Origin of the sequence: Vibrio navarrensis (assembly GCF_015767675.1) — a bacterium.
Taxonomy (GTDB): Bacteria; Pseudomonadota; Gammaproteobacteria; order Enterobacterales; family Vibrionaceae; genus Vibrio.
In genome coordinates this window covers 497651-513448 of sequence record NZ_CP065217.1, presented here as the reverse complement: position 1 = coordinate 513448, position 15798 = coordinate 497651, and the positions used below count along the sequence as shown (strand labels likewise).

Below are 15798 nucleotides of genomic sequence, written 5' to 3'. Positions count from 1 at the left end.
GGGATGGGGCGAGGTGTCGAACGGTGGAAGGTTAGTGTAGCGTGTTTGACTCTAGCGGTTAAGCCATTGAATTGACAACTCGTGTGACAAAACGGGCATTATTAGGGAAAGTTAACCTTTCGCACTCTGCTGCTGGGACACTTCATCGGCGGTGAGCGAAACCGGATGGACGCAAGTACGGTTTCGGCCATCGGATTTGGCTTGGTACAAGGCGCTGTCGGCCAAGGTCACGCCCATTTCGGGCAAATCTTCAGGTTTAGGAATATAGGAGACCAACCCGAGGCTAACGGTGATCCGCTGCGCGACTTTCGAGCCAAGGTGCTCAATCGCCAGTTGAGCAATGCAGACATGTATTTTTTCCGCGACTTTTAGCGCCCCTTCGGTGGTGGTATTGGGCAATATGAACGCAAACTCTTCACCGCCATAACGCGCCACGCAATCCGATGAGCGGCTGATCACTTGGGAGAACACCTCGGCAACTTGAGTCAAGGCGTGATCGCCCAGTTGGTGGCCGTAGCGATCATTAAACTCTTTGAAGAAGTCGATATCACACAACATGATCGCCAAAGGCAGTTTTTCGCGCGCATGGTGATGCCACAACGTGTTTAGCTGCTCATCAAAGCGGCGACGGTTGGCAACTTTGGTCAAGCTGTCCATAAAGCTCAGTTTTTCGAGCTCTTGATTCGCCGCTTCCAATTTTTGCTCCGCCAGATAACGCTCTGAGATATCCCTTGCCATGATCAGCACTCCGTTGGTGCCCGAGGCGGGATCGCGAAATGGCGACTTCACCACATCAAACCAAGAATAGTCGCCGCTACTGTTGAGAATTTTGTCCAGGTAACGCAGCGATTTACCTTCATGCAACACTTGGCTGTCGGTCGCCGACAAGCGCTGGTACATTTCGCCAGGAATGACATCTTGCAGCCTTTTACCTATTAGGTCAGAAACTTCAGCAATGCCCAGCGCATTGACAAACGGCTTGTTGCACGCCTGATAGACCATGTTTTCATTGAAGATGCCAATCGAGTCTGGGCTGGCTTCGAGGATGTTCTGCAAAATGGTATCGCGCTGAGCCAGCGCCACTTCGGTGTCTTTGCGCCGCTCCATTTCATCACGCAGATTCTGCTGCATTTTATGCCACTCTGTCACATCGTGGCTGATGCTCAGCGACCCGAGCAGTTCCCCTTGTTTACTCATCAAAAGGCTCTGGTTTACTTCCAGCAAACAACTGCGCCCTTGCGGATCGGTCGTCCAACGACGTTCACTGCGCCGCCCTTTGAGCTGTCCCGCAACAGGCTCGATCGACTCTTCACGCCGTCCCTGCCAAAACTGCTCAAAAGCACGGTTAGTGGCTAAAATTCGCCCATCAGGATCACGCAGACAAATCAGTTCCGACAAGGAATCTAACGCGGATTTTGCCATTCGCAGCGCTTCCAATTCGCTTTGCTGCCCGCCGTCATTCGTTGCCACCGCGCCCACATGCAATAGCCAACAAAAACGGTGGTGATAGTGGACTTTGCGACCGCTCAAGGCTATCTGTAAACTTTCATTGTCAGACAAACGCCAAGTAAAAGTGAGATGCGAGAACTGCCGCCCAGAGAGTGAGTTGAGCGTTTGTGCTATGTCTGACGTGGATGAAGCGGAGGGGAAGAAGTAGCAACGATTAAGCTGGCGAATGCCCAGAAGCTGCATCGCCGCCGTATTGGCCAAAAGGATCTTGTTTTGCGCAAGATCAACCAGCAGTACTGGAGAAAGCGCGTCCAGCACCAACGAATCGAGATCTTTTTGAAAACGCAGCATCACGGCCTTAACCAGCACCAATAGCAGGACGGCGCCAAGGAGAATAAGGCCATAATGTTGTGCTCCGTCCCGAAGCGCGCTGAACAGCTGATCCATCTTTGCTACCTGATTTTTAACGCTGTTTGCAAATATATCAGCAAATAAGCGGTTATTCCGCTTTTAATTGGGGTTTTGTAAACCGGAAAGGACGCTCAAGTGCGCTGCCTTGCGCCCCCTGTTGCGCTAATGCCTTGCCAATTTCCGTCATCGCGAGCCAGCGATTTTCACACCACAATGGGGAGAGCAAGGTCGGACGCCGCGCCGCAGAAGACACGCGATGATAAACGATTTCCGGCGGGGTATGACGGATCAGATCGCACGCAATCGCCACATACTCTTCTAAGCTCGGCGCCTCCAATTTGCCTGCACGCCACGCTTTCGCCATGGTGCTCCCCTCAACAATATGCAAACCATGCAGTTTGATCCCATCTGTCCCCGTGGTGATCACTTTATCGAGCGTCAAGCGGTTCTCTTGCCCGCTCTCTTTTGGCAAACCAACAATCAAATGCGTACACACTTTGATACCCAGCGCACGGGCACGGCGGGTGATCTCGGCATAGCAGGCAAAGTCGTGACCACGGTTGATGCGTTTGAGCGTCTGATCGTTCGCCGTCTGCAAGCCCAGTTCGAGCCAAATTTCAAATCCCTGCTGCACATAGCCTGCAAGCAAATCCAGCACCGCATCGGGCACGCAATCCGGGCGCGTTCCCACACACAAACCAACAATATCCGCCGCTTTCAGCGCTTCTTCATACATCTTCTTCAATACCTGCACTTCCGCATAAGTGCTGGTATAGGCTTGGAAATACGCTAAGTAGCGTTTGGCGCGATGCACTTCGCCAGCTCGCTCACTAAGTTGCAACTGAATGCTCTTGATTTGTGCCTGCTCATCGGTAAACGAGGCGACATTGCAGAATGTGCAGCCGCCGCGACCAATCGTCCCATCACGGTTCGGGCAACTAAAGCCACCATGCAACGTCAGCTTGTGGACTTTCTCCCCATAACGACGCTGCAAGTCCTGACCTAGAGTGTTCACCAGTTGATGTAATTGCATTGAACTCACCCAATCTAAAGCGGAATCAATCTTAATTCGATTTATGTAATTTAATTACACATTCGCAAGAAAAAACACAGCATGCTAGCGAATTCAAACACCCCATTCACTGGTAAAAATCAATAAACCTGCATAATTAAAGACAAAAAACGCGCATGTTGCATAAATGTTAAACTAAAAATGCATTTTTAAACGATTTTTTTTGGGCTGCAACCAAGACTTTTCGTTGCATTGGCTAGTCACAAAATTGTAGGATACTTACACATAACCGTCATTTTTGTGACTTTAATTACAAGATGAAACACGGATTATGTCGGTGATGCCCCACTCCAACCTATATAAATCACTATAAAGTGACCAATAAAACCGGGATATCACCAAGGATTGTTTTTCCCACAACATGATTCCTGTGGGATGCGGAAAGGACTCAAAACCAGCTTCCCTTGCTGGTTGCGACTCAGAACTATAAAGGACGGATGCTCAATCACTATTTATGCAGTGTTTTCTGCATGGGTTGTTGCATCAATTAGAACTGGAAGGAAGTATCTATGGTAGATAGAGAGCAAAGTTCGCAGGGTTTGTATACTCCAGAACTGGAGCATGACGCCTGTGGTATTGGTTTTGTTGCTCACCTGAAAAACCGTAAGTCTCACCAAGTGGTCACACAGGCTCTTGAGATGCTGGCAAGAATGGAGCACCGCGGCGGCCAAGGTTGTGATCCATGCAGTGGTGACGGCGCGGGTATTCTGCTGCAAAAACCTCATGAATTTCTTTTAGAAGAAGCGGTTAAGCTTGGACTCAAGCTGCCTTCTTTTGAAAAATACGGTGTCGGGGTGGTGTTGTTCCCGAAAGACGAGTACAAGCGTGAACAGTGTCGCGATATTTTACAGCGCAATGCCAAGCGTCTCGATCTCGACATTTTAGGCTACCGTGTCTTACCGACCGACAACTCGATGATCGGCGCTGATCCACTTAGCACAGAGCCTCAATTTGAGCACGTTTTTATCTCGGGTGGCCCGGGCTGCACACCGGAAGAGTTGGAGCGTAAACTGTACGTGCTGCGTAACTACACGGTGCGCGTCTGTCTAGAAAGCGTCTCGAACATCGGCGATGATTTTTACATCAACTCGATGTCATACAAGACACTGGTTTACAAAGGCCAACTGACCACAGAGCAGGTTCCTCAGTACTTTTTGGATCTGCAAAACCCAACCATGGTGACGGCGCTCGCTCTGGTTCACTCGCGTTTCTCTACCAATACTTTCCCGAAATGGCGCCTTGCGCAGCCTTTCCGCTACATCGCTCACAACGGCGAGATCAACACGGTTCGCGGCAACCTGAACTGGATGAAAGCGCGTGAAGCGATCCTAGAATCCAAGCTATTCACTCAAGCCGAAATCGACATGCTGTTGCCTGTGTGCCAAGAAGGCGCATCGGATTCGGCCAACTTCGATATGGTGCTGGAGCTTTTGGTACTCTCTGGCCGCAGCTTGCCACACGCATTGATGATGATGATCCCAGAAGCGTGGCAGGAAAACAAAGCCATGGATGCGAAACGCCGCGCTTTTTACCAATACCACGCCAACATTATGGAACCGTGGGATGGCCCTGCGTCTGTCTGCTTCACCGACGGTGTTCAGGTGGGTGCGACGCTCGATCGTAACGGCCTTCGCCCGTCTCGCTATACCGTGACCAAAGACAACATGCTGATCATGGCGTCAGAGTCTGGCGTAGTCGAAGTGCCTGCGGAAAACGTCGAGTACCGTGGCCGCTTGCAGCCAGGGCGCATCTTTGTCGCCGATCTCGAACAGGGTCGCATCATTTCAGATGAAGAAGTGAAAGACTCCATCGCCAACGCGCAGCCTTATGAGCAGTGGGTACAAGACAACCTGCTGAGCTTAAAATCGCTGCCAGATGCCGACAACGTTCACAGCCAACCTTCACCAGAGCGTCTGCTGCATCGCCAACAAGCCTTCGGCATCAGCGCGGAAGAAGTAAACGAAATCATTCTGCCGCTGGCACAAACAGGTTACGAGCCGCTGGGTTCGATGGGCGCTGACTGGCCAGTAGCGATTTTGTCGCACCAATCGCAGCATCTTGCCAACTACTTTAAGCAGTTGTTTGCTCAGGTGACCAACCCGCCGATCGACCCGATCCGCGAACGTATGGTGATGTCGCTCAATACCTACATAGGTAAAGATCAGAACCTATTGGCGGAATCGCCAGTTCATTGCCGTAAAGTGGAATTGGAATCGCCCGTTATCTCCAACGCCGAGCTGGAAAAGCTGCGCGCAATTGACAACGAGCATCTACAAGCCAAAACGCTGGATATCGTTTTCCAAGCCAGTGAAGATGCGGGCAAACTGGAGCGCGCGCTAAAGCGTATTTGCCAGTACGCCGAAGATGCGGTCATCGACGGTTACTCAATTATCTTGCTGACAGACCGCGCGGTAAACTCCAACCACGCCGCCATCCCTGCCATGCTGGCGGTAGGCGCTGTGCATCATCACCTGATCCGTAAAGGCCTGCGTGCCAAATGCGGTATCGTGGTCGAGACTGGTGATGCGCGTGAAACGCACCACTTCGCCACACTGGTCGGCTACGGTGCCAATGCGGTGAACCCATATCTGGTCACCGAAACCATCGTTGATCTGCAACGTCGTAAAAAGCTGGATGCCAGCGTGTCGGTTGAGCAGTACTTCAACAACTACCGCAAGGGTGTCAACGGCGGCCTGCTGAAAATCTTCTCTAAGATGGGCATCTCCACGCTGCAGTCTTACCACGGCGCGCAGATCTTCGAAGCGCTTGGCATCAGCAAAGCGGTGGTCGATAAATACTTCACCGGAACCGTCACCCGTATTCAAGGCTTGACGCTCGATGACATCGCCAAAGAAGTCTTGGTGCGTCATCGTGTTGGTTACCCAACTCGTGAAATCCCAGTCCAGATGTTGGATGTCGGCGGCGTGTATCAGTGGAAACAGCGTGGCGAAAAACACCTGTTCAACCCTGAAACCATTCATTTGCTGCAACATTCAACGCGCAACAAAGACTTCCAAGAATTCAAGAAGTACGCCGCTGCGGTCGATAGTCAAGGCGACAAAGCGGTCACGCTGCGCAGCCAACTTGATTTTGTCAAAAATCCCGCCGGCTCTATTCCGATTGAAGAAGTGGAACCGATTGAGAGCATCGTTAAACGCTTCGCCACAGGGGCGATGTCGTTTGGTTCGATCTCTTACGAAGCGCACTCCACTCTTGCCGTTGCCATGAACCGCCTTGGCGCGAAATCCAACTCGGGTGAAGGCGGTGAAGATCCGCTCCGTTTTGAACCGAGAGAGAATGGCGATTCTGAGCGTTCAGCCATCAAGCAGGTTGCTTCTGGCCGCTTTGGCGTCACCTCTTACTATCTGACCAACTCAGATGAAATCCAGATCAAGATGGCGCAAGGCGCGAAACCGGGTGAAGGTGGTCAGTTGCCTGGCGATAAAGTCGATGATTGGATCGGCGCAACGCGTCACTCCACTCCGGGAGTGGGCCTGATTTCGCCACCGCCACACCACGATATCTACTCGATTGAAGACTTAGCCCAGCTGATCTTTGACCTGAAAAACGCCAACCGTAAAGGTCGCGTCAACGTCAAATTGGTCTCTGAAGCGGGGGTTGGCACCATCGCCTCGGGCGTTGCGAAAGCCAAGGCCGATGTGGTGCTAATTGCTGGCCACGACGGCGGTACGGGCGCATCACCAATCTCTTCGATTCGTCACACCGGTCTGCCGTGGGAACTTGGCCTAGCTGAAACGCACCAAACGCTGCTGAAAAACGGCCTGCGTAACCGTATCGTGGTGCAAGCCGATGGTCAGATGAAAACCCCGCGCGACATCGCGATTGCCACTCTATTGGGTGCCGAAGAGTGGGGTGTTGCTACCGCCGCTCTGGTGGTAGAAGGCTGTATCATGATGCGTAAGTGTCATAAGAACACCTGCCCAGTTGGCATTGCCACGCAAAACAAAACGCTGCGTGAGCGTTTCGACGGCCGCGTGGATGACGTCGTGACCTTCTTCCAGTACATGGCGCAGGGCCTGCGTGAAATCATGGCGGAACTTGGCTTTCGCACCATTGCAGAGATGGTCGGCCAAGCGCATAAACTGAAAGTGCGCGACAACGTTGCTCACTGGAAGTACAAAAACTTGGATCTCTCTCCTGTGCTGTTCCTTGAGCAGCCACGCGAGCAAGACGGCATCTACTGTCAAACTCAGCAGAACCATCACTTGGAAGCAGTACTGGATCGCCAACTGATCAAGGTAGCGCAACCTGCGCTGGAATACGGCCAAGCGGTACAAGCCGAGTTTCCGATCATCAACACCGACCGCTCGGTTGGCACCATGCTGTCGAACGAAATCTCCAAAGTGTATAAAGATCAAGGCTTACCACAGCCGATGCAGGTTAAGTTCACTGGCAGTGCGGGTCAGTCTTTCGGCGCATTCCTTGCGAAAGGAGTGAAGTTTGAGGTGGAAGGCGATGCCAACGACTACTGGGGTAAAGGCTTGTCGGGCGGCACATTGGTGCTCTACCCTGACGCCAACTCCACGCTCGTCGCAGAAGACAACATTATTGTCGGTAACGTCTGTTTCTACGGTGCGACGTCTGGCGAATCTTACATTCGCGGCTTAGCGGGTGAACGTTTCTGTGTGCGTAACTCCGGCGCGAAAGTGGTGGTTGAAGGCGTCGGTGACCACGGCTGTGAATACATGACCGGCGGTGTGGCGCTCATTCTTGGTTCAACCGGGCGCAACTTCGCCGCTGGCATGAGCGGTGGCGTGGCCTACGTTTGGGACAAATCGGGTGATTTTAACTCGAAACTCAACCCAGAATTGGTCGACTTAGACCCAATCGAACAAGAAGACAAAGACCTGCTAATGGAGATGCTGACCAAGCATGTTCAATTCACAGGAAGTGAAGTGGCTCAGTCTTTCCTTGATAACTTTGAAAGCAGCTTGAAATCCTTGGTGAAAGTGATGCCACGTGATTACAAAGCGGTGCTGAAAAAACGCAAGGCAGAGGCAGAACAACAAGAAGCGGAGGCCGTGTAAATGGGTAAGCCTACTGGATTTTTAGAGTTTGGTCGTGAACTGCCGAAGAAAATTGACCCAGCAGTTCGTGTCCAAAACAACAAGGAATTTGTCCTAAACAACGATTTTGGTAAAAAAATCAACACACAAGCATCACGTTGTATGGATTGTGGCGTGCCGTTTTGTCATAACGGCTGCCCGATCGGTAACATCATCCCAGAGTTTAATGACGCGGTGTACCGTGATAGCTGGGAAGAGGCGTGGCAGATCCTAAGTTCGACCAATAACTTCCCTGAGTTTACCGGTCGCGTCTGCCCTGCGCCGTGTGAAAGCGCCTGTGTGCTTGGCATCAACCAAGATCCGATCACCATTTGTAATATCGAGAAAACCATCGTGGAAACGGCGTATCGTGAAGGGTACGCCAAACCGAAAACCCCTCGTTCACGCACGGGGAAAAAAGTCGCGATCATCGGCTCTGGCCCGGCGGGCCTTGCGGCTGCAGAGCAGCTGAACAGTGCGGGCCATTTTGTCACCGTGTTTGAGCGCGACGAAAAGGTCGGTGGTTTGCTGCGCTTTGGGATTCCAGATTTCAAACTGGGCATGGACATCATTGATCGTAAAATCGATTTGATGGCACAAGCTGGTGTTGAATTTAAAGTCAATCAACACGTTGGCGTTAACGTCAACGCGCAGCAAATTCGCCAAGAGTACGATGTGGTGCTGCTGACTGGCGGCTCGACCGTGCCGCGCGATCTGCCCATCCCAGGCCGTGAGCTGAATGGCGTCTATTTTGCGATGCAGTTTTTGGCGCAAAACAACCGCCGCGCGAACAACATGGATCTCAAAGGGGAAGAGATCCACGCAGCTGGCAAACATGTGGTGGTGATCGGCGGTGGCGATACTGGCTCTGACTGTGTCGGCACCTCAAACCGTCACGGCGCCGCCAGCATCACGCAAGTGGAAATCATGCCGATGCCACCAGAAAAACGCCCTGCCAATATGCCTTGGCCGCAATATCCTATGATTCTGCGCACATCGACCTCGCATGAAGAGGGTTCTGAGCGCCATTGGAACATTTTGACCAAGGAATTTATTGGCAATGAGCAGGGGCAAGTCACTGGCCTGCGCCTCGCTGATATTGTGTGGAAAGAGGCCGCCCCAGGTGAGCGCCCTAGCTTTGAAGAAGTGGCAGGCAGCGAACGTGTGATCCCTTGTGACATGGCGTTTCTGGCTATGGGTTTCCTCCATCCAGAGCCTCACGGCGTTCTTGCCCAACTGAATGTGGCGCTTGATGAGCGTGGCAACGTCGCCACTCAAGATTTCCAGACCAATCAACCGGGCGTTTTTGCCGCCGGTGATATGCGTACTGGCCAATCTTTGGTGGTACGTTGTATCAACGAAGGGCGCGAAAGTGCTCGCGCTATCGATGCTTACCTCATGGGCAACACAAACTTAGAAGCCAAAGCTGATTCACTGATGCTCTCTGCTGGCTGATAAACCAACTGGTATCAGGCGGTGCACGCAAAACAGCTGCCTGATACCGGTAACCAATACGCAATCCTTCCAAACTTTTCTTATTGACCAGCATTTTATGCTGGTCTTTTTTCTGCCTACGAAATTCTTCATGTTGCAAAAATGTAACATCACAAAAACTATCTAATTGAATTTAAACATTTTATTTAGACCATTACATGGTAAATCCCGCGCTAACGTGATTTTTCACTAACAACTTGACCTTTTTCACAATAACCTATACGTTGTGAACTCAATGCAAAATAATGCATTACTTTTTGTTAAAACTTTCTAACAGTTTTGGTGCATTAATATACAAAATAGAACAATTAAAATGCATAGTTAGTCATCTATACCGCCAAACTTTATGCTGGTATTTCTGTCCGGAAGACAGAGAAGCAAAGGGAGAATTGCAATGGCTCTTTATGATCCAAGCCTAGAAAAGGACAACTGTGGCTTCGGCCTAATCGCCCACATGGAGGGTGAGCCAAGCCATAAACTGGTTCGTACCGCGATTTCCGCACTCGATCGTATGACCCACCGTGGTGGCATCGCCGCTGATGGCAAAACTGGCGACGGCTGCGGCCTGTTACTGCAAAAACCGGATTCTTATCTGCATCTTATCGCCAAAGAACAAGGCTTTAACCTCGGTAAACAGTATGCCGTGGGTATGATTTTCTTCAGCCAAAATCCGGTTAACGCGCAATCGGCACGCGACATCATCAATAAAGAACTCGCGAAAGAGACCCTCACCGTGGCGGGTTGGCGCAAAGTGCCAACCAATCCAGCGGTACTCGGCCCGATTGCCGCAGCGTCGTTACCTGACATTCAACAAGTGTTTATTTCTGCGCCCGCTGGCTGGCGTGAACGTGATATTGAGCGCCGTCTGTATATCGCTCGCCGCCGTATCGAAAAACAGATCAGCGACGACAAAGATTTCTACGTTTGTAGCCTCTCGACGCAAGTGATGGTGTACAAAGGGCTGTGCATGCCTGCCGACTTGCCACGTTTTTATCTCGATCTGGCCGATCTGCGAATGGAGTCAGCTATCTGTTTGTTCCACCAGCGTTTTTCGACAAACACGCAACCGCGTTGGCCGCTGGCTCAGCCGTTCCGCTATCTGGCGCACAACGGCGAGATCAACACCATAGAAGGCAACCGCCAGTGGGCAAGAGCACGTGCGTACAAGTTCGCGTCGCCGCTGCTGCCTGATCTGCAAAGCGCTGCGCCGTTTGTCAACGAAACGGGCTCCGACTCTTCCAGTCTCGACAATATGCTGGATCTCTTCTTAGCTGGCGGTATGGATATCTTCCGCGCCATGCGCATGTTGGTGCCGCCTGCGTGGCAAAACCACCCCGATATGGATCAGGATCTGCGCGCCTTCTACGATTTCAACTCCAAACACATGGAGCCGTGGGACGGCCCGGCTGGGATCGTTCTCTCCGATGGTCGCTACGCCGCGTGTAACCTTGACCGCAATGGCCTGCGCCCTGCGCGCTACGTCATTACCAAAGACAAACTGATCACCCTCGCCTCCGAAGTCGGCATTTGGGACTACGCCCCGGATGAAGTGGCGGAAAAAGGCCGTGTGGGACCGGGCGAGTTGCTGGTGATTGATACTCGTAAAGGCAAATTGTGGCAATCGAGTGAAATCGATAACGATCTCAAAAGCCGTCACCCTTACCGCCAGTGGATGGAACACAACGTTCGCCGCCTGACGCCATTTTCTGAGCTAGCAGAAGATCAGGTCGGAGAGCGCAGCTTTGATGAGGATCTGCTGAAAACTTATCAAAAGCAGTTTGCCATGAGCAACGAAGAGGTTGACCAAGTGCTGCGTGTGCTGGGTGACTTGGCACAAGAAGCCGTCGGTTCGATGGGCGATGATACGCCGATGGCGGTGCTCTCTTCCAAAGAGCGCCTTATTACTGACTATTTCAGACAAAAATTTGCTCAGGTGACCAACCCACCGATCGATCCGCTGCGTGAGCAGCACGTGATGTCGCTGGCCACCAGTATCGGCCAAGAGATGAACGTCTTTTGCGAAACCGACGGCCACGCCCACCGCGTCACGTTTGACTCGCCAGTGCTGCTCTATTCCGACATGCAGCAGTTGCTTGAACTGAGCGACGATCACTATCGCAATACCATCTTGGACATTAACTACGATCCAGATGAGAAAGATCTGCAGCAGGCGATTGTGGAACTGTGTGATCAAGCGGAAAAAGTGGTGCGTGAAGGCACCGTATTGCTGGTGCTTTCAGACCGAGCGCTGGTTGCAGGCAAGCTACCTATTCCCGCAGCGATGGCCGTAGGGGCAGTACAAACTCGCCTCGTTAACGCCAACTTACGCTGTGATGCCAACATCATCGCCGAAACAGCAACCGCACGCGACCCACATCAATTTGCTGTGTTACTCGGTTTCGGCGCGACCGCGGTTTACCCCTACTTGGCCTACGAGACGCTGGGCAAGCTGATCGATGATGGCGCGCTAGATAAGAGCTATCGCGAAGTGATGCAAAACTATCAGTACGGCATCAATAAAGGTTTGTACAAGATCATGTCGAAAATGGGCATTTCCACGGTCGCTTCGTACCGCTGCTCACAGCTGTTTGAGGCAGTCGGTCTGAGCCGTGATGTGGTGGAGCTGTGCTTTAAAGGCGTCACCAGCCGTATTGAAGGGGCGAACTTTGCCGACTTCCAACAAGATCTGTTTAACCTGTCGCGCAAAGCGTGGACCAAACGTAAGTCGATGGAACACGGCGGGCTGCTAAAATACGTGCACGGCGGCGAGTATCACGCTTACAACCCAGACGTGGTGGGCACGCTGCAAACCGCAGTGAAATCCGGTGACCAAGGTGACTATCAGCACTTTGCCAAACAAGTGAATGAGCGTCCGGTGGCAATGCTGCGCGATATGCTCAAACTCAAACCGAGTGCAACACCACTGCCGCTGGAGAGAATCGAGCCGAGTACCGAGCTGTTTAAACGCTTCGATTCGGCAGCAATGTCGATTGGTGCTCTCAGCCCAGAAGCGCACGAAGCATTAGCCACAGCGATGAACCGCCTTGGTGGTTACTCCAACTCGGGGGAAGGGGGCGAAGATCCACGCCGTTTCGGTACGGAGCGCAACTCGCGCATCAAGCAGGTCGCTTCTGGCCGATTTGGCGTAACACCACACTATCTGACTAATGCTGACGTGTTACAAATCAAAGTCGCGCAAGGGGCGAAACCGGGCGAAGGTGGCCAATTACCGGGGCACAAAGTCACGGCGGAAATCGCCAAGCTGCGCTACTCGGTGCAAGGCGTGACGCTGATTTCGCCGCCGCCACACCACGATATCTATTCGATTGAGGATTTGGCGCAGTTGATCTTCGACTTGAAGCAGGTCAATCCGCAAGCGCTGATATCGGTCAAACTGGTTTCTGAGCCGGGGGTTGGCACCATCGCGACTGGCGTTGCCAAAGCCTACGCCGATCTCATCACCATCTCGGGCTACGACGGTGGTACCGCGGCCAGCCCGCTCACCTCAGTGAAATATGCGGGCAGCCCGTGGGAATTGGGCCTGGCGGAAACTCAGCAAGCACTGGTTGCCAACGGTTTACGTCATAAGATCCGTCTGCAAGTCGATGGCGGGCTAAAAACTGGTCTGGATGTAATAAAAGGGGCGATCCTCGGCGCTGAAAGTTTCGGTTTTGGCACGGCGCCTATGGTGGCGATGGGCTGTAAATTCCTGCGTATTTGTCACCTTAACAACTGTGCCACCGGCGTTGCCACGCAAGATGAAACGCTGCGTAAAGAGTACTTCAAAGGGTTGCCCGAAATGGTCATGAACTATTTCATTGGCTTAGCGGAAGAAGTCCGTGGCTACTTAGCCGAACTCGGCGTCGAAAAGCTGACCGACCTGATTGGCCGCACCGATCTTTTGCAAGCGGTCGAAGGCATGACAGCCAAACAGGCCAAGCTGGATCTCTCCGGCATTTTGGAAGCGCCAGTGTCGCCGCGGGGCCACCCACTTTACTGGACACAGCCGAATACGCCGTTTGACCAAGGTATTCTTAACCAGAAGATCGTCGCCGATGCGCTCGAAGTGGTTGAACAGCGTCAATCCGCCAGCTTCTTCTACAAAGTGATCAACACCGATCGCTCGGTCGGGGCGCGCTTATCTGGAGAGATAGCCAAACGCTACGGTAACCAAGGCATGGCTGCCTCACCGATTAAGATCTACCTTGATGGCACCGCAGGCCAATCCTTTGGTGTGTGGAACGCAGGCGGGGTTGAGCTTTACCTGACTGGCGATGCCAACGACTACGTCGGTAAAGGCATGGCGGGCGGCAAAGTGGTGATCAAGCCGCACATGGGTACTGCGTTTAAATGCCATGAAGCCACCATCATCGGCAATACTTGTCTCTATGGCGCAACGGGCGGCAAGCTCTTCGCGGCGGGTAAAGCGGGTGAGCGTTTTGGCGTGCGTAACTCAGGCACCATCAGTGTGATTGAAGGCGCTGGTGACAACGCTTGTGAGTACATGACAGGCGGCATTGTGGCGATATTGGGCGCGACGGGGGTCAACTTTGGCGCAGGTATGACGGGCGGCTTTGCCTACGTGCTGGATACCAATCAGGACTTCCAAGGCCGCGTGAACAACGAATCGGTTGAAGCGATCTCCTTGTCGGATCTTTATATCCATCAGGAACATCTGCGCGGTTTAATTGCCGAGCATCTCGAAGAGACAGGCTCGACGCATGCGGAAGATATTCTGGCTAACTTTGATGAATGGATTCCTAAGTTCTACTTGGTGAAACCCAAGGCCGCCGATTTAAACACGCTGCTTGGTCACCAGAGTCGCAGTGCGGCAGAACTTCGCGTGCAGGCCCAATAGTCAAGGAGGAGACGAACATGAGCCAGAATGTATACCAATTTATTGATGTTCAACGCGTCGATCCGGCTAAGAAGCCTTTGCAGATCCGCAAGATTGAGTTTGTTGAAATTTATGAACCGTTTACTAAGCAGCAAGCCACCGCTCAGGCAGACCGCTGCTTGGACTGCGGGAACCCGTACTGTGAATGGAAATGTCCCGTGCACAACTACATCCCGCAGTGGCTAAAACTGGCCAATGAAGGGCGCATTTTGGAAGCGGTTGAGCTGTCGCATCAAACCAACAGCTTGCCCGAGGTGTGTGGCCGTGTCTGCCCACAAGATCGCTTGTGTGAAGGGTCATGTACGCTCAATGCCGATTTCGGTGCAGTCACCATCGGCAATATTGAAAAGTACATCACTGACAAAGCCTTTGAGATGGGCTGGAAGCCTGACATGTCCAAGGTGGAATGGACCGACAAGAAAGTGGCGATCATCGGCGCTGGCCCGGCGGGTCTCGCCGCGGCGGACGTACTGGTGCGCAACGGGGTGAAACCAGTGGTGTTTGATCGCTATCCAGAGATCGGCGGCCTGCTCACCTTTGGCATTCCTTCATTCAAGTTGGAAAAAGGGGTGATGGAAAATCGCCGTCGCGTGTTTAGCGAAATGGGCGTTGAGTTCCGCCTCAACGTGGAAGTGGGCAAAGATATCCAGATGCAACAACTGCTCGATGAGTATGACGCGGTATTTCTTGGTGTCGGCACCTACAAATACATGCGCGCGGGGCTGAGTAACGAAGACGCCTCTGGCGTGTATGACGCGCTGCCATTTCTTATCTCCAATACTTACAAAGTGATGGGGCTTGAGCACGATCAGCCGTTCATTGATATGGCTGGCAAAAACGTGGTGGTACTCGGCGGGGGTGACACTGCGATGGACTGCGTGCGCACGTCCATTCGTCAGGGCGCTTCGCGGGTTATCTGTGCTTATCGACGTGATGAGGAGAACATGCCCGGTTCTCGCCGTGAAGTGAAAAACGCTAAAGAGGAAGGGGTTGAGTTTATGTTCAACCTCCAGCCACTCGGCATTGAAGTGGATGCGGCCGGATCGGTCACTGGTGTCAAAGTGGTGCAAACCGCGCTGGGGGAACCCGATGAAGCGGGACGCCGTCGCCCAGAGCCCGTTGCGGGCAGCGAGCATATTCTGCCTGCTGATGCGGTGATCATGGCGTTTGGTTTTCAACCGCACCAGATGAGCTGGTTGGAACCTTATGGCGTCGAACTCGATCAGTGGGGACGCATTAAAGCGCCAGCAGATCAATCGTTTAAGTTCCAAACCAGCAACGGCAAAATCTTTGCTGGCGGCGATGCGGTGCGAGGTTCCGACTTAGTCGTGACCGCCATCGATGAAGGTCGCAAAGCCGCTGAAGGGATCCTTGACTACTTAGAAGTCTAATTCTGGATGTAGAAAAGA

At 52.6% G+C, this 15798-nt stretch carries 6 protein-coding genes; 4 read left to right on the top strand and 2 right to left on the bottom strand.

Going from position 1 to position 15798, the window contains the following annotated elements; genetic code table 11:
- Positions 1-111: 111 nt before the first annotated feature.
- Both I3X05_RS02250 and I3X05_RS02245 read right to left on the bottom strand, forming a co-directional pair.
- A complete protein-coding gene (locus tag I3X05_RS02250) occupies positions 112-1896 on the bottom strand; it encodes a diguanylate cyclase domain-containing protein (protein ID WP_337970935.1) in 1785 nt (594 codons plus the stop codon).
- A gap of 52 nt (positions 1897-1948) precedes the next feature.
- Positions 1949-2893 carry a TIGR01212 family radical SAM protein gene (locus tag I3X05_RS02245; RefSeq protein ID WP_193157627.1) on the bottom strand — a complete coding sequence of 315 codons (945 nt, stop codon included), beginning with the start codon at positions 2891-2893 and terminating at the stop codon, positions 1949-1951.
- A 548-nt stretch (positions 2894-3441) separates the two neighbouring features.
- On the opposite strand from I3X05_RS02245, the gene gltB (I3X05_RS02240) reads away from it, so the two are divergent.
- The 4 genes from gltB (I3X05_RS02240) (at position 3442) to I3X05_RS02225 (ending at position 15780) form a co-directional block, all read left to right on the top strand.
- Positions 3442-7980 (top strand): glutamate synthase large subunit, encoded by a 4539-nt coding sequence (gene gltB / locus I3X05_RS02240; protein WP_045569909.1) that lies wholly within the window; start codon positions 3442-3444, stop codon positions 7978-7980.
- Entirely contained in the window at positions 7981-9453 is a 1473-nt protein-coding gene (locus I3X05_RS02235) for a glutamate synthase subunit beta (RefSeq protein ID WP_337970934.1), read from the top strand.
- 433 nt (positions 9454-9886) lie between these two features.
- Positions 9887-14350 (top strand): glutamate synthase large subunit, encoded by a 4464-nt coding sequence (gene gltB, locus I3X05_RS02230; protein ID WP_045569907.1) that lies wholly within the window; start codon positions 9887-9889, stop codon positions 14348-14350.
- 17 nt (positions 14351-14367) lie between these two features.
- Positions 14368-15780, top strand: coding sequence for an FAD-dependent oxidoreductase (locus I3X05_RS02225; RefSeq protein ID WP_193153199.1), 1413 nt, complete (start codon positions 14368-14370; stop codon positions 15778-15780).
- Positions 15781-15798 lie beyond the last annotated feature (18 nt).

What these genes read in the sequence shown, in the direction of transcription:
- gltB (WP_045569909.1), top strand. Translation starts at nt 3,442, where the DNA reads ATGGTAGATAGAGAGCAAAGTTCGCAGGGTTTGTATACTCCAGAACTG.
- I3X05_RS02235 (WP_337970934.1), top strand. Translation starts at nt 7,981, where the DNA reads ATGGGTAAGCCTACTGGATTTTTAGAGTTTGGTCGTGAACTGCCGAAG.
- I3X05_RS02245 (WP_193157627.1), bottom strand. Translation starts at nt 2,893, where the DNA reads ATGCAATTACATCAACTGGTGAACACTCTAGGTCAGGACTTGCAGCGT.
- I3X05_RS02225 (WP_193153199.1), top strand. Translation starts at nt 14,368, where the DNA reads ATGAGCCAGAATGTATACCAATTTATTGATGTTCAACGCGTCGATCCG.
- gltB (WP_045569907.1), top strand. Translation starts at nt 9,887, where the DNA reads ATGGCTCTTTATGATCCAAGCCTAGAAAAGGACAACTGTGGCTTCGGC.
- I3X05_RS02250 (WP_337970935.1), bottom strand. Translation starts at nt 1,896, where the DNA reads ATGGATCAGCTGTTCAGCGCGCTTCGGGACGGAGCACAACATTATGGC.